Consider the following 14,406-nt stretch of genomic DNA (forward strand, 5'->3'; position numbering starts at 1 on the left):
CCGGGCGGGCCGCACGTCCCCCCACAGCCCTATTCTCGAATTGCCCCGCCTGCTCGGGCAATGGACGGCGTTCACTTCGAACCCGGGCTTTATTGTGCTGCCGCACAATGACTTCCGAAAGAAGGACGACGTCACGCCGTCCGGCGCGCGACCGCGTGCACGGCAACGAATTGCACGATTTCATCGACCACGAGATCGGGTTGCCGCCCGCAGAGAATGTCCTGATGCGAGTATCCGGTGGCGTCGACCTCGGTCGCCGCCGCGGCCCGGCGCGAGCGGATCGGCGTCCAGACGTCCCCCGCGAGAGTTATGTTCGGCACCATCGCCTCCCAGTCACGATGGCGCAGCGGCTCGCAGCCGGCGGGGATGCCGCCGACCATCGCGAACATCGCCTCATCGCGCAGACGCCGCGATTCGTAGGCGTTCAAATAGCTGAAATCGCCATTGGCCCAAGCCGATACCGTGTCCTCGAAGCTGCTGATCGAGTCCGCCGCCTCCGCCCACCCGGCCACCGCCGCACGCGGATGCGCGGGCATGTACTGCGGTTTACGGCTGAGCAGCGCCGCTACCGGTTCCCCGATGCCCGGCCGGTTGGCCAGCCGGGTGACCAGCCGCCGCTTGGTCCGCACCGGCCCGGTATAGCAGCCGATATCGCTGGAGAGCGTGGTGCCCTGCGCGGCCCGGCCGAACAGTGACCCGAACACCGCCGCATTGGTCAACCGCCAGGACCGCAGGCCGCCACCGGGATACAGCAGCCGCAAAGCCGGATCCAGGGTCGCCGAGTGCGGAATCATCCGGGGCAGTTCACTCTCCGCCTCCGGCTCGAAGCGCGCCCCGACCGCGGCGATGGTGACCAGTAGGGCCACCTCGCTCAAGCGCAGCAACCCCGAACTCGCCGTCGCGGGCAACAGCCGCGATCGCAGCGCGGCGGCGATCGGCGGCACCGTCCGCCCGGCCGCGGCCAGCAGCGCCCGCGAACCCGCCCGGCCCGCCACCCGCAGCGCGTCGACGGCGACCGGGCCGTCCAACCCGATCACCCCCGCCACCTGGCGATACCCCGGCCCTTCCGGAAACTCCCACTGGCAGTAGAAGTTCGCCAGCGGCCCGCCCAGCGAATGCCCGCCGATGACCAGCCGGCGCGCCCGCTCGACGGCATCGGGCAGCTCACTGGTGTGAACGAAATGCCAATCGTCGATCACCTGCCGCACGCCGAGCCCGGACAGGAACCGGGCCGCCCGCGACGGCGGCCAGCCCGCGAAGCGCTCGCCGCCGACCGTCGCCCCCCGGTAGTAATAGTCCAGCGCCACCCGGTAATCGCCCGCCGCGACGGCCGCGCCGACCCCGTGACCGTCGGCCAGCCGTTGACCGCGCCGCTCCATCGCCCATACTTCGCAGCCGATCCCGCGCCGTTCGAGCGTGGCGATCACATTGCGCGCCACCGGATCGAAACTCGAAGGGCCGCCGGTGTTCCCGGGCTGCACCGACAGCACCACATCCGCCGCCCGGGTCCCGCGGAAACGCAGATACGCGACATCGTCACAGGAAGGCGGCCCGGCCACCCCCGGACACGGCCGCCGCCACCGCACCCGGCTGACCGTGATCGAACCGGCCGTATACAGGAACTGCTCTGTTCGGGTGTTCATGGTGCCCCTCGACGGTGAACGACATCGCCTCGTGCTCCGAAACACAAGCCGTAGCAGGATTATCCGGCCATCGCAGTGCCGCTACCAGGGGCGCGTGCACAGCAGCGGGACCACGCCACTGTGCATCGGCCCGCTCGGAAGGCCGGGCCGTTACCGTTTCGGGTAGTCGTCGTAGAAACCCGCCCCGGTCTTGACGCCGAGCTCGCCCCGAGAGATATATTCGCGCAGCAGCTTCCGGGGTCCTTCGGGCAAGTCGGGGTTCTCGGCGGCGTAATGCTCTTCGATATCGAGCACCACATCCAGACCCACCTGGTCCATCAGCCGGAACGGACCACCCGGCGCACCGGTATTGACCTGGAACATGCCGTCCACATCCTGCGGCGTGGCCACGCCCTCGGCGACCACCTCCAAGGATTCGCGCTTGATGGCGGCCCAAATGCGGTTGAAGATGAAACCGGTGCTCTCCCTGCGTACTTCGAAGGGGTGCACACCGAAGCTCGGTAGTACCTTAAGCACGAAGTCCATGACCGCGCGATCGGTCTGCCCGCTGGACATGACATCCACCGCGTTCTGTGCCGGCGGCATGTAGAAGTGCGTATTCAGTACGCGCTCAGGGTGTTCCACCTTCTCCAGGAACAAGCGGCTCGCATACGAGGAGGAGTTGCTGGCCAGGATGGCATCCGGGGCGGCGAGCCGATCCAGCTGCCCGAACACCTCGATCTTCAACGGCAGGCGCTCGGGTACCGCTTCGACCACCAGCCAGGCGTCCCGCAGCGCTTCGGTGAGGTCACCGGTGCTGCTCACCCGGCCCGCTCGCGCACCGGCCCGCGCGGCAACGACGGCCGGGAGCTGCTGCGTCACATAGGCTTCGGCGGCGGTCCGCACCTCGGGCGCGAGATCGTAGATGCGCACCTCACCGCCGGCACTGGCCAGCATCAGGGCGATCCGGCGGCCGAGGGTGCCCGCGCCGACCACCACGGCGGGGCGGGACGCGTAATCCTCGGGAACGGTGAAAGTCATCGGAATCCTCCTCCTGCAACAGGTTTCGGCGAGCGCTCAGGCGCCCGGGTAATAGTTGTGCACCGGCTCGAACAAGCGCAGGTTCAGATCGGTGACCAGATGCTGGCCTTCGATCACCTCGCGCACGGGCAGATCGGCGAGCGGGGCCATCACATGCGGCACCAGATCCAATCGCGCCGGCCCCCGCCACGCCTGCTTCACCTCGATATCGGTGATCTCGGTGCGGACCAGATCGATGGCGAGCACCGTGGCGTTGTGACCGGGAATGGTCTTCACCGCATACGTAGGGCGGCTCAGCGAGGCCTTGGCCTCCTCGAAATCCATTGGCTCCCACTTGTATCGCATGGTGCCGGTGGCCACCCGCTGCGAGCCGTAGTCGAGCGTGCCGACCAGCGCGCCCTGCTCGTTGAACAGCCGCGGCGCGCCCATCGATTTCGGCCACGCGCCGGCTTCGCGGCCGCTGACCGTCGCGCCGATATTGTCCAGATACATGGCGACCAGGTATTCGCCGCGCTCCCCCTCGAATTCGACCTCGACCACCTGTCCGCACTCGGTGTACGGCCCGAAGCCGCCGACATCGCCCATGTGCATGACCTCGAACCGCACCAGCGGCTCCACGATCCGCAGCGGCTCGGGCACGATGGCGCGCAGCGCCTCCGGATCGGTGCGGTAGAGCACGTTGAAGTACTCGCGGTCGTAGAAGCGGTGCCCGCGCATCGGGTAGGCGGGTGCGTTGAGCGGGACTATCGGCTGTTTCACGACGTCTTCGGCGCGCATCGCTGTCCTTTCGAATTGCCCGGTGACCGGTCCGGGGGTGGCGGTATCCGAACATTTGCTAATCACAGCGTGCGCCTTCGTATTGATATGGTCCAATACCGATTTGCCGAAGTATTGATATGTTCTGCCATATGGATCTGACGCAGCGGCAGCTGGAACAGTTCGTCACCGTCGCAGAGGAGCTGCACTTCGGCCGCGCGGCGCAGCGGTTGTCGATGAGCCAGCCGCCCCTGTCGCAAGCCATCGCGCGGCTGGAACGCGGCCTCGGGGTGCAGCTGCTGGACCGCGGCACCCGCAGTGTGCGGCTGACCCCGGCGGGCGCGGCCTTCGCGCAGGACGCTGCCCGGTTGCTCGTCGCCCAGCAGGCCGCCGTCGAACGGGCGCGCAGCATCGGCCGCGGGCTGGCCGGCGAGCTGCGCCTGGGTTCGGCCACCCTCCTCGACTACCACCGCATCCCCGATCTGCTCCGCATCACGGCCGCGGCGCTGCCCGGTCTGCACATGCGCCTGCACCAGGACCCCTCGGCGCAGACCCTGGTCGAAATGGTCCGCTCCGACGCGCTCGATCTCGCCCTGGTACGCGCCCCCGCACCCGGCACCGGCGACCTCACGGTCATCACCCTCGGCCACGAGCACCTGATGGCGGCGCTGCCCACGGCACATCCGCTCGCCACCGAATCGGCGATCGAGCTGTGCGCCCTGCGCGAGGAGAACTTCGTGTTGCCCGGCCCCAAAACGCCCGAGCTCACCCAGCGCATCCAATCCGCCTGCCGCCAAGCCGGTTTCACCCCGCGCGATTACGCCAACGCCGACGCCACCATCGGCCTGCTCAGCTACGTCGCCGCCGGTCTGTGCGTGGCATTGATGCCGCCGATCCCCTTCCCCGGCGTCACCTACCGGCCGCTGCGCAACCCATCGACCTTCACCGACGTGACGTTGATCGCCGTGGTCCGCAAGAACGCCGGCCGCGCGGTGCAGCGCTTTCTCGAGCTCGCCGCACAGGTGCCCGAATAGCGCGTTTTCGTGTGTCGAGCCGGGTTTCGGCGGCCCCGGAACTACCGTGACGAGCATGCCGATCACCGTGTTGGTTCCCGACGAATACGGCGCGACATTGCTGGCCCGGATCCCCGGCGTAGAGGTGATCCGCTTCGAACCCGGTGCGCCGTGGCCGCCGGAGGCCGCGACCGCCCAGGTGCTGGTGCCGGGATTCGAACTCCCGCCCGATTCGGTCGATCCCACGGCGTTACCCGAACTGCGGCTGGTGCAGCTGCTGACCGCGGGCGCGGAGCGCTGGATCGGGTTGCTGCCGAAGGAGATTCAGCTCTCGAATGCCCGCGGCGCACACGGCGGGGCCGTCGCCGAATGGGTGGTCGGCGCATTGCTGAACATCTATCGCGAGCTGGAAGGGTTCGCCGATGCGCGGCGAGACCGGCACTGGACCCAGCATCAGACCGACACGCTATCCGGGAAACGGATTCTCGGGGTCGGCGCGGGTGATCTGGGGAACCGGCTGCACACCGCCCTGTCCGGCCTCGGCGCCGAGGTGACCCTGGTCGCCACCACGGCGCGCGCGGGCGTCCGCGCGGTCAGCGAATTGCCGGAACTGCTACCGGATTTCGACGCGGTCGTCATGATGGTGCCGGTCACCGCCGAGACCCGGCACCTGGTCGATGCGGAGTTCCTCGCCCGCATGCCCGACGGCGCGATCCTGGTGAATGTGGCGCGTGGCCCCATCGTGGTCACCGATGCGCTGCTGGCCGAACTGAATTCGGGGCGGCTCCGGGCCGCGCTGGATGTCACCGACCCGGAGCCGCTGCCGCCGGACCATCCGCTCTGGACAGCGCCGGGCCTGGTGCTCACCCCGCATGTGGCGGGCAGCACGCGCGGCAGTTTCGAACGCGCCTACGCCGTCGCCGCGGACGAGATAGCCCGATTCGCCCGCGGCGAGCAGCCGAAGAACTTGGTGCGCGGCGAGTACTGACCGTCAGAAGGCGATGAAATTGAAGTGCGCCCCGGTCGGGTCGGCCATCCGCGCGCCCTTGCCGGGTCCGACCGGGACGTCGTAGACCGGCCGCACCACCTTCGCGCCGAGCTCACCGGCCCGGTCGACGGCCTGGTGCACATCCGAGACCAGGAAGGCGACCTCCCAGCGCGAGTGCGGCACATCGGCGGCGAGTTCGAAGATGCCGCCGCGCGGGCGTTCCGCATCGTGGATGGTCGCGAACCTGGAACCCGGTGTGCTGGACTGGGTTTCGGTGCGCACCCCGAAGACGCCGGTCACGAAGTCGAAGGTCACCGGCCAGTTCACCGATTCCAGCTCGGTCCAGACCGGCGTGCCCGGCCCGGCGGGCGCGAACTCGGCGTCGGCGAACGGGCGGATGATGCCGATCGAGGAATCGGCCGGATCGGTGATGACAGCGGTCTCGCCGATGCCGGGGAATTCGGTGACCGGCCGCTGCTCCGCGCCGCCCCGGGCCCGTGCGGCGTCGATGGTCGCGGCGAGATCCGAGCTGGCCAGGTAGGTGAGCCAGCCGTTGCGCTGCGGGGTGCCCGGCCGCCGTTCCAGCAATCCGGCCACGGGGCGGCCATTGCTGCGGAAGAGGATGTTCTTGCCGTACTCGGTCTTGTTCACCGGTTCGGCGGTCCAATCGAAGAGCTGGGTGTAGAACCCGATGGCGGCTGGGGGTTCAGCGGTGGTGACGTCGAACCAGGCCGGCATTCCATCCATGACTGTCTCCTGTTCGATCGGTCGCCCGGCGTCGCCGCCGAGAGGGACGATCGGTCCCACCTCGGAGTATGACCGAAATGCCAGATTCTCAATCCAGCTGGGGCAGACTGTCAGAGGTTTGTGTTCGATCGCCATGCCTCACAAATAGGAGCCAGCATGCGTGTCGGATTCATCGGAGTAGGCCGGATCGGCGGCAATCTCGCTCGATTGCTCACCGCCGGGGGCCACGAAACACTGCTCAGCGCAACCAATCCCGAGGGGCCGAAGCAGTTGGCCGCCGAACTCGGGGCCACCGCCTCGGCCGTCAGCCCGCAGCAGGCGATCGCCGAATCCGATGCCGTGGTCATCGCGGTCTGGTGGGAGGCATTCGCGCAGGTCGCCAGCGAGTACGGGCCGCCGCTGCAAGGCCGCCTCGTCATCGACCCGAGCAATCCGCTCACCGAGGTCAACGGGGTGCCGACCCCGGTGCCGATTCCGGGCGGGCTCACCAGCCCCCAGCATCAGCTGCGGATCCTCGGCGATGTGCGGCTGGTACGCACCTTCGGCGACCGGCTCGCCCCGCAACTGCTCATCGACGGCGAACGCGGTCAGCAGGGCGGTGCGCGCAGCGAGATGCGGTATTGGAGCGATGACGCCGCCGCTGCCGCCCTGGTGGTTCCGCTCATCCACGACGCGGGCTTCGATCCGGTGGACGGTGGCGGGCTCGCGCAGTCGAAGAACGCCGGCGAGGGCTGAGCCGGGCCCGGCCGCATGCGAAAGGGCCCCACCGGCGGTGATTCCGTTGGGGCCCTTCGGATTTCCACGCTACTTGACGCCGATCGCCTTACCGAAGAACGAAGCGAAAGTCTCCCCGAAGGCGGCCGCCAGCAGCTGCATTCCATCGGGGTTCAGCATCAGCCAGCCCGCGTCGGAGGTACTGCATCCCTGCTGGGCGGGCACCCCGTCGAGCCGATCCCGCAGCCACAGCAGCGCCGGGGCCGTGCCCGAGAGCTCGGTGGTGACGTGTTCGGCGAAGTGCTCGCGGGTGTACTGGACGCTCGCGCCCGGATTCCGGCAGTAGGTGTCCACCAGCGTGTTGACCGGGCCGACCGGGATCAGCTCGTCGGGGTTGCCCTGCCAGATGTACATCGGCATATCCGGCAGCGTCTTCCCCATCCGGGTCTGGTTCATGACCTCGCGGACCACCGGGTGATCGAGCGGATCACCGTCGGTGTGCAGGAACCCCTTCACGTTCAGGAACGGCGCCAGCGCGGTGTTCCACTGCACGCACAGCCCGCCCTTGACCGTGCTCAACGCCTTGCCGAGCGGATCCATATTGGTGTCGAGCAGCTTTGCGAAATCAGGATATTCACGGCTGAGCCCGATGATCGCCGCCATGATCATGCCTGACCAGAGCCCGTTGTTACCGTTCTCCAGGGTCGGGCCCAGGTCCGCGGGCACCCCGCCCTCGGCCGCGCCGACGATGTTCAGTTCCGGTGCGTAGGCGGCCTTCAGCTCGGCCGCGTGCCCGGTCGCTATGGCCCCGCCGGAGTAGCCGTACATGCCGATCCGGGTATCGGGGGCCAGCCGCATCGGCTCGAAATCCCGGGCCGCGCGAATGCCGTCCAGGGTGATCCGCCCCGCGAGCGGTCCCGCCGCGTACGCCTCGTTCGGTCCCTGATGATCGGGGATCACCACCGCCCAGCCCTGTTGCACGGCGGTCTGCGCGATCACGAACTCGAGCGGGGCCACGATCTGGCCCAGCACGGTGGCGGCCGACCACTGCTGCACCGCGTAGGACGGCGCACAGTAGGCGCCCAGCGAATCCGCTGCGACCTGCACCGACAGCATCTTGTCCGGCGCCGATCCGCGCGGTTTCAGCACCGTGGCCACCGCCGGGATCGCCTCGTCGCGGCTGTTGTTCGACCGGTAGGAGACCTGCCAGGCATCGACATTGATCGGGATCAGGCCGAAATTGGCGACGTTCACCTGCCGCGCCGCGATGATCTCCCCCGGCGCCTTGGCCGCGACGATATCGGCGGACGGGTGATAGAAGCCCGGATCCAATTCCGGGGGCAGCGGAATCGCCGCCGCGGGCTGGACGGCTACCGCCGCGCCTCCCCCGGTCGGTTCCGCCACGGCGACCCCCGCCGTCATTACCACAACCGCCGCGACGATCCCCCCGCCGAGCGCGATCAACCGGTGACTACTTCGTCCTCGGTAGCGCAAAGTTCACTCCCTCGAATCCAATGTGACACCATTCGGTCCCACATCCATGGGCCTAGCCTCACATAGGAGTGGATTGGATCGCAAGAAGCGGCCGAATGCGACGCCGGTCACACTCTCCGCAGCCGCAGCGGCGTGGCGGGCGCGGCCGGATACGCGAAAAGGGGCGACCCACTGTGCAGCGGACCGCCCCTTTCGGTGAGCGCTTGGGTCAGCGGGTGACGATGGTCGCCGAACCGTGCCCGAACAAGCCTTGATTGACCGCGATACCGGCCTGTGCGTTCTCCACCTGCCGGCCGTCGGCCCGGCCGCGCAGCTGCCAGGTGAGCTCGCAGATCTGCGCGATGGCCTGGGCCGGAATCGCCTCGCCGAAGCAGGCCAGGCCGCCGCTGGGGTTCACCGGCACGCGACCACCCAAAGTCGTTGCGCCGCTGCGCAACAACTGCTCCGCACCGCCCTCCTCGCAGAGGCCGATGTCCTCGTACCAGTCCAGTTCCAGCGCGGTGGAGAGGTCGTAGACCTCCGCGAAGGACATGTCCTCGGGGCCGAGCCCGGCCTCTTCGTACGCGGCGTGCGCGATCGCGGAACGGAAAGTGCGCGAAGGCGGTTCGACGGCCACGGCGGAGTCCGTCGCGAAATCCGGGAGGTCGAGCACGGTCTTCGGGAAGGTCGGGGTGACCGTGGAGAGCGCCTTGATCCGGACCGGGTCGGCGCTGCCGTGCTTGCGGGCGTACTCCATGGAGGTCAGCACCAGCGCGGCGCCGCCGTCACTGGTCGCGCAGATGTCCAGCAGCCGTAGCGGATCCGAGACGATCGCGGAGGCGGCGATCTCCTCGGCCGAGACCTCCTTGCGGTACCGGGCATTCGGATTGTTCAGGCCGTGGCGGGCGTTCTTCACCTTGACGGCGGCGAAGTCGTCCAGCGTCGCACCGTGCAAGGCCATCCGGCGACGGGCGTAGAGCGCGAAGTAGATGGGATTGGTCGCGCCGAGCAGGTGGAAGCGCAGCCAGTCCGGATCATCGCGGCGTTCCCCGCCGACCGGCTGGAAGAAGCCCTTCGGCGTGGTGTCCGCGCCGATCACCAGCGCCACATCGGTCAGTCCCGCCAGGATCTGGGCGCGTGCACTGGCGATCGCCTGCGCACCGGAGGCGCACGCGGCGTAGCTGCTGGAGATCCGGGCACCCGACCAGCCGAGCGCCTGCGCGAAGGTCGCGCCCGCGACGAACCCGGGGTAGCCGTTGCGAATGGTGTCCGCGCCCGCGATGTAGCCGACATCGCGGTGATCCACCCCGGCGTCCGCCAGCGCGGCGCGCGCGGCGACCAACCCGTATTCGACGAAGTTGCGTCCCCACTTGCCCCACGGGTGCATACCTGCGCCGAGCACGGCGATATCGCGATTCGTGTCAGTCATTGACCGGCCTCCACATCCACACCGTGCGCTCGGCTTCGTCGTCCTCGTACAGCGTCCCGAGCGTCAATTCGACCGGCATTCCGACGGCCAGATCGTCGACGGTGAATTCGCGCACGACCTGCCCGAGGATCACCATCTTCTCGACCTCGAGCTCCACCGCCGCAACGACATACGGCTCGAACGGATCACCCGAGACATACGGTGCGGGCGGCTTGTACCGCGCGTCCGCGTACGACCAGATCCGCCCCCGCGTGGAGAACAGGTATTCGGCGAGTTCGGAGCCGTCTTTGCTGCCGGTGCACTGCGGGTTGCGACAGGCGAGGGTGTTGCGCGGGAAATACGGTGTGCCGCAATCCTGGCACCGGCTCCCCTTGAGCCGCACCACTCCGTCGTCCGCAGTGAACCAGTCGGCCACGGCGGGGCGTTGTTCTTTCTGCACCATCCGACCGTATAGGAACACGTTCTACTTTGGGAGCGGAATCCCGTCCACCGGTGCGCGCGCGGAGGTACGGTGAACACCGATTGAGGATGTGCTGACATCCTCGAGTCGATCTGGAGTACCACTACGCGATGGGCACCAAAGCCATTGACCCGCAGTCGATCCGCAATGTCACGATCATCGGGGACCCGCGGGAGACGACCGCGCTGATCCGCCGCCTGCTCCCCCGGGCCGCCCGCGCCGATGCGGTTCATCGGGTGACGGACCGGGTCGAGCACACCATTCGCATCGCCGAATTGGCCGGCCCCGCACCCATCGCCGAGCTGGAGCGATCCATCCGGGTGGCCGACGGGGTGATCGCGGTCGTGAACGCGACGACCCGCAGCCCGCGGCTCGAGACGCTGCTGCGGGTCGCCGACGACTATCAAGTCGCCCGCATGTGCCTGGTCAGCGGGCTCGACCGGCCCGCCGCCGACTTCGACCGCTGCGTCCGCGAGATCGCCGACACGCGCGGCGCCGTCCCGCTGCCGCTACAGGTCCCGCACGGCATCGGCCCGGAGTTCGAGGGCGTGATCGATCTGGTGTCGATGTGGCCGCTCGCACCGCTGGCCGCCGAGTTCTACGGCGCGCATTGGCGAGTCGCCGAACAGCGCTACCGGGACCTGGTGGCGACCGTGACCGACCGGGATCCCGGCGACGAGCTGCCGCCCGAGCAGTTGCGCCACCGCATTCGCCGGCACACCCGCATCGGCGAGATCGTGCCCGTGCTCTGCGCCGCGGCCGAGATCGGCCCGCTGCTGGACGCCATCGTCCGGTATCTGCCGTCGCCGCTGGATGTCTGCCAGCCCGAGCACGCGCTCGACTACTGACCGCTGCGCTCGTCCCGGCGGCGGGCGGCGACCTCCAGGTAGTTGCCGAGTTCGGTGTGCAGGACGTGATCGAGGGCCTGGTCGAGACTGCTGCGGACCGCGCGGGTACCCAGATCGCGGAGCTGGTTGAGCATCTTGGTGGTATCGGCGATCTCGGCATCGGATTCGGGAAGCCATCCGGGGCCGTGCTTTTCGACGATGTGATCCTTGGCGGCGACCACCATCAGCCGGGCGATGCCCTCGAGCCGGTCGACCACCGCGGCGTGCAGATCGATCACCTCGGCCAGCCCGAAACCGTAGGTGTTCAGCTGGGCGAAGGTCTCCAGCAGGTCCGGGCGGGTGAATTCGACGGTCTCGCCGTGCAATCGGACCAGGCCCAGCTCGGCCAGGCGGTCCAGCTGGTCGCCGTCCACCGGCCCCTGCTCGGGGTCGCCGAGGAAGGTGTCGACCAGTTCCCGCGGCATCTCCAGGGGCTCGTCCGGTTTACCCCAGGTGGCGGTGACGGCCTGCTGGAGCCCGAGGATCTCGGTCAGGTCCTTGCCGGTCTCCCAGCTGGTGATGAAGTCGGCGATGTGCGCGGTGGTGAAACCGCGTTGCAGCAGCGCGTCGATGATCTTGAGCCGGGCCAGGTGCGAATCGTCGTAGATGTGCGCCCGGCCCTCGCGCTTGGCCGGGGCGGGCAGCAGGCCGCGCTCCTGATAGGCGCGCACATTGCGGGTCGTGGTGCCGGCGGCGCGGGCGAGATCGTCGATGCGGTACTCCGCCACCTGTGTCGCACCCGTCCTCTCCGCCAAGCGTGCACCGACCACGCGCAAAGCCCATGCCCCGGTGCGGGTGAGCACCGCGGGCACGGGCAGTGCGCCTCGTGACGACATTAGCCGAGCGGAGCAGGGATCCGGCCGTCGGCGCTCGCGGGCCGGGCGGCGTCCCGCGGCGTCAGATGGAAATCGGCCGGGTCCACGGCGGCCAGCTGCCGGGTGAACTGGGTGCCGAAGCCGGGATACATGGTGGCGTTGAACCCGTCCTCGGTCAGATACCAGCTGCGGCAACCCGAGTTCCAGGTGGTGGCGCTGAGCCGGCGCTGCAATCCCGCGTTGTAGCGATCCTGGCGCTCCCGGCGGACCTCCAGCATGCGCAGATCCCGGCGCAGCAGCAAGCCGATCGCATCGGTGAGATAGTCGATCTGGGCTTCCATGTAGACCAGCGCCGAATTGTGCCCGGGCCCGGAGTTCGGTCCGAAAGTGAAGAACAGATTCGGGTATCCCGACACCGCCACGCTCTTGAAAGCGTATGCGCCCCTGCTCCATTCGTCATCGAGCACGCGCCCGTCGCGCCCGGTCACCGGCACCGGGGTGCCCTGTTTGGAGACTTCGAAGCCGGTGGCGAAGACGATGCAGTCGAACCGGTGCTCGATACCCTCGGCCGTGCGGATACCGTCCGCCGAGATACCGGCGATGGGCCAGGTCACCAGGGTGCAATTGTCGCGCTGCAAGGCCGGGTAGTAGTCGCTGCTCATCAGCAGGCGTTTGCAACCGGCCCGGAAATCGGGGGTGAGCTGACGGCGCAGCCACGGATCCGGCACCTGAGAACGCAAGTGCAGCAGCGCGACTCGCTCGACGACCCGGGTCAGCGGGGTATTCCACACCACGCCCAGCGCCACCGACTCGTGGCCCCAGAACCAGGCGTCGCGCGCCAGCGACTGGGTAACCGGGAAGCGGCGGTACAGCTTCTTGGTGAGTTCGCCGGTCTCGCGGTTCACGCGCGGCAGCACCCAGCCGGGAGTGCGCTGGAAGACCTTGACGGCCGCGGCTTTCCGGACCAGTTCCGGGATGATCTGCACGGCGCTGGCGCCGGTACCGACGACGGCCACCTTCTTGCCGGTGAAGTCGTAGTCGTGATCCCAACGGGCGCTGTGGATCTTGTGGCCGGTGAAATCGTCGATCCCGGGAATATCGGGGAATCCGGCATTGGACAGCGGCCCGGACGCGATCACCACCGTGCGCGCCTGGATTCGTCCGCGCCGGCCCGCGATCGACACCGCCCACAGGCCACTGGCTTCGTCGAACTCCAGCCCGGTGACGGTATGGCCGAAGCGAATACGGGGCGCGATGCCGAATTCCTCGACCATGGAATCGATGTAGCCGAGGATCTCGGCACTGCCCGAATAGGTCTGCGACCAATCGGGATTCGGCGCGAAACTGTAGGAGTACAGCCGCGACGGGATATCGCAGGCCGCCCCCGGATAGGTGTTGTCCCGCCAGGTTCCGCCCACCCGATCACCGCGTTCGAAGAGGGCGAAGTTGTCGATCCCCTTCTGCCGCAACCGGATCGCCGCACCGATGCCCGCGAAGCCGGCGCCGATGACGGCCACGTCCAGTGGCTGTCGCGCGGCGCTCATGCGACGGGCTCGTAGGTCAGTTCCTTCGACCACGTCGGCTGTGGTCCCAGGAAGCGGTCCGGTATACGTGCGGTCAGTCTGACCATGGCGTCGGCGAACAGGTGGTAGGGGTGCTCGCGGTTGATCACCCAGTTGCCGTGCATCTTCACGATCCGGTACATGGGAACGCGGTTGGCGATGGGCGTGCGTTCACCGACCGCGCGGAAGCGGCGCATGGCGGCGTACAGCTTCTCCTCGTCGACGCCCATGGCCACGATATTGTCGCGCATCTTGTTCAGCAGCGGCACATAGCTCAGCACGCCGATGAGGAAGGTCGGCTTGACCCAGCCGCCCACCAATTCAATGGCGAGCTTGCGCGCATTCGCATGGCCGAGCAGCTCCATCACCGCGAAATCCGTTGCGAGATGCCGTGATTCATCGTTGTTGATCTTCTTGAAGACTTCCTGCGCGACCGGGTCGTCGATCTCGTCGGTGACGAACTTGATCAACGCCCCGTCCAGGGCCACCTCCAGCATGGGGATCACCGTGCCCAGGAACGACAGCGACATCTCGTCCGAATGCTTGTCCAGGAAGTCGATCACCAGCTTCACGTTGATGTTCGGCTCCGGGATCTCGTCACCCTCGAGCATGCCCCAGCGCCGCATCAGCGCCAGTTCGGCATTGGCGTGCCGCTGCTCCTCGGCGTGGAAATACCGGTAGATCTCCTTGAGCGTTTCGGTGGGCGCCTTCTTCGCCATGGCGGCGAATCCGCGCGCGCCCACATTCTCGATCCACATCAGATCGGCCATGAACGGCTTCAGCTTGGCGTGCAATTCCGGGTCGATCAGCTCCACACCCGGTGCGTCCCAATCGATATCGGCCAGCGCCCACTGGCGGGCCTTGATCTTGCGGAGCATGTCGTCGAAGTCGAAGGACAT

General features: G+C 68.0%; 14 protein-coding genes. 4 read left to right on the forward strand and 10 right to left on the reverse strand.

Annotation, left to right across the window (positions count from 1 at the left end):
* Positions 1–131: 131 nt before the first annotated feature.
* From NI1_RS19995 to NI1_RS20005, 3 genes are all read right to left on the reverse strand, one after another.
* Positions 132–1,643, reverse strand: a complete 1,512-nt coding sequence (locus NI1_RS19995) for a hypothetical protein (RefSeq protein ID WP_067822989.1) — start codon at positions 1,641–1,643, stop codon at positions 132–134.
* Between the two features lie 150 nt (positions 1,644–1,793).
* On the reverse strand, positions 1,794–2,663 hold the full coding sequence (locus NI1_RS20000) for a 3-hydroxyacyl-CoA dehydrogenase family protein (protein WP_067822992.1): 870 nt from the start codon (positions 2,661–2,663) through the stop codon (positions 1,794–1,796).
* A gap of 36 nt (positions 2,664–2,699) precedes the next feature.
* A complete protein-coding gene (locus NI1_RS20005; protein WP_067822995.1) occupies positions 2,700–3,440 on the reverse strand; it encodes an acetoacetate decarboxylase in 741 nt (246 codons plus the stop codon).
* A gap of 131 nt (positions 3,441–3,571) precedes the next feature.
* Between NI1_RS20005 and NI1_RS20010 the strand changes: the two genes are divergently transcribed.
* Both NI1_RS20010 and NI1_RS20015 read left to right on the forward strand, forming a co-directional pair.
* Positions 3,572–4,453, forward strand: a complete 882-nt coding sequence (locus NI1_RS20010; RefSeq protein WP_067822998.1) for a LysR substrate-binding domain-containing protein — start codon at positions 3,572–3,574, stop codon at positions 4,451–4,453.
* Between the two features lie 55 nt (positions 4,454–4,508).
* On the forward strand, positions 4,509–5,420 hold the full coding sequence (locus tag NI1_RS20015) for a 2-hydroxyacid dehydrogenase (RefSeq protein ID WP_067823001.1): 912 nt from the start codon (positions 4,509–4,511) through the stop codon (positions 5,418–5,420).
* 3 nt (positions 5,421–5,423) lie between these two features.
* Here the strand turns inward: NI1_RS20015 and NI1_RS20020 are convergent, their stop codons facing one another.
* Positions 5,424–6,167 (reverse strand): VOC family protein, encoded by a 744-nt coding sequence (locus NI1_RS20020; protein ID WP_157535220.1) that lies wholly within the window; start codon positions 6,165–6,167, stop codon positions 5,424–5,426.
* Between the two features lie 156 nt (positions 6,168–6,323).
* On the opposite strand from NI1_RS20020, the gene NI1_RS20025 reads away from it, so the two are divergent.
* Positions 6,324–6,902: an NADPH-dependent F420 reductase gene (locus tag NI1_RS20025; protein ID WP_067823007.1), complete on the forward strand. Its 579-nt coding sequence runs from the start codon at positions 6,324–6,326 to the stop codon at positions 6,900–6,902.
* A gap of 69 nt (positions 6,903–6,971) precedes the next feature.
* On the opposite strand, the gene NI1_RS20030 is transcribed toward NI1_RS20025, so the two are convergent.
* The 3 genes from NI1_RS20030 to NI1_RS20040 form a co-directional block, all read right to left on the reverse strand.
* On the reverse strand, positions 6,972–8,303 hold the full coding sequence (locus tag NI1_RS20030) for a lipase family protein (RefSeq protein WP_084523453.1): 1,332 nt from the start codon (positions 8,301–8,303) through the stop codon (positions 6,972–6,974).
* 280 nt (positions 8,304–8,583) lie between these two features.
* Positions 8,584–9,783, reverse strand: coding sequence for a lipid-transfer protein (locus tag NI1_RS20035; protein WP_067823014.1), 1,200 nt, complete (start codon positions 9,781–9,783; stop codon positions 8,584–8,586).
* Positions 9,776–10,225, reverse strand: coding sequence for a Zn-ribbon domain-containing OB-fold protein (locus NI1_RS20040; RefSeq protein WP_067823017.1), 450 nt, complete (start codon positions 10,223–10,225; stop codon positions 9,776–9,778). Before NI1_RS20040 ends, NI1_RS20035 begins: the two co-directional genes overlap by 8 nt.
* 128 nt (positions 10,226–10,353) lie before the next feature.
* On the opposite strand from NI1_RS20040, the gene NI1_RS20045 reads away from it, so the two are divergent.
* A complete protein-coding gene (locus NI1_RS20045; RefSeq protein ID WP_067823020.1) occupies positions 10,354–11,091 on the forward strand; it encodes a GTP-binding protein in 738 nt (245 codons plus the stop codon).
* Here the strand turns inward: NI1_RS20045 and NI1_RS20050 are convergent.
* From NI1_RS20050 to NI1_RS20060, 3 genes are read right to left on the reverse strand one after another with little or no spacing between them, the layout of a single operon-like run.
* Entirely contained in the window at positions 11,085–11,966 is an 882-nt protein-coding gene (locus tag NI1_RS20050; protein ID WP_084523454.1) for a MerR family transcriptional regulator, read from the reverse strand. The two genes, NI1_RS20045 and NI1_RS20050, sit on opposite strands and share 7 nt — an antisense overlap.
* Entirely contained in the window at positions 11,966–13,489 is a 1,524-nt protein-coding gene (locus NI1_RS20055) for a flavin-containing monooxygenase (RefSeq protein ID WP_067823022.1), read from the reverse strand. Before NI1_RS20055 ends, NI1_RS20050 begins: the two co-directional genes overlap by 1 nt.
* Entirely contained in the window at positions 13,486–14,406 is a 921-nt protein-coding gene (locus NI1_RS20060; RefSeq protein ID WP_067823027.1) for a ferritin family protein, read from the reverse strand. Before NI1_RS20060 ends, NI1_RS20055 begins: the two co-directional genes overlap by 4 nt.

The sequence above is a fragment of the Nocardia inohanensis NBRC 100128 genome (assembly GCF_001612945.1).
GTDB lineage: Bacteria > Actinomycetota > Actinomycetes > Mycobacteriales > Mycobacteriaceae > Nocardia > Nocardia inohanensis.

Coding starts and splice junctions, on each gene's coding strand:
- NI1_RS19995 (WP_067822989.1), bottom strand. CDS start 1,643: ATGAACACCCGAACAGAGCAGTTCCTGTATACGGCCGGTTCGATCACG.
- NI1_RS20000 (WP_067822992.1), bottom strand. CDS start 2,663: ATGACTTTCACCGTTCCCGAGGATTACGCGTCCCGCCCCGCCGTGGTG.
- NI1_RS20005 (WP_067822995.1), bottom strand. CDS start 3,440: ATGCGCGCCGAAGACGTCGTGAAACAGCCGATAGTCCCGCTCAACGCA.
- NI1_RS20010 (WP_067822998.1), top strand. CDS start 3,572: ATGGATCTGACGCAGCGGCAGCTGGAACAGTTCGTCACCGTCGCAGAG.
- NI1_RS20015 (WP_067823001.1), top strand. CDS start 4,509: ATGCCGATCACCGTGTTGGTTCCCGACGAATACGGCGCGACATTGCTG.
- NI1_RS20020 (WP_157535220.1), bottom strand. CDS start 6,167: ATGGATGGAATGCCGGCCTGGTTCGACGTCACCACCGCTGAACCCCCA.
- NI1_RS20025 (WP_067823007.1), top strand. CDS start 6,324: ATGCGTGTCGGATTCATCGGAGTAGGCCGGATCGGCGGCAATCTCGCT.
- NI1_RS20030 (WP_084523453.1), bottom strand. CDS start 8,303: ATGACGGCGGGGGTCGCCGTGGCGGAACCGACCGGGGGAGGCGCGGCG.
- NI1_RS20035 (WP_067823014.1), bottom strand. CDS start 9,783: ATGACTGACACGAATCGCGATATCGCCGTGCTCGGCGCAGGTATGCAC.
- NI1_RS20040 (WP_067823017.1), bottom strand. CDS start 10,225: ATGGTGCAGAAAGAACAACGCCCCGCCGTGGCCGACTGGTTCACTGCG.
- NI1_RS20045 (WP_067823020.1), top strand. CDS start 10,354: ATGGGCACCAAAGCCATTGACCCGCAGTCGATCCGCAATGTCACGATC.
- NI1_RS20050 (WP_084523454.1), bottom strand. CDS start 11,966: ATGTCGTCACGAGGCGCACTGCCCGTGCCCGCGGTGCTCACCCGCACC.
- NI1_RS20055 (WP_067823022.1), bottom strand. CDS start 13,489: ATGAGCGCCGCGCGACAGCCACTGGACGTGGCCGTCATCGGCGCCGGC.
- NI1_RS20060 (WP_067823027.1), bottom strand. CDS start 14,406: ATGTCCTTCGACTTCGACGACATGCTCCGCAAGATCAAGGCCCGCCAG.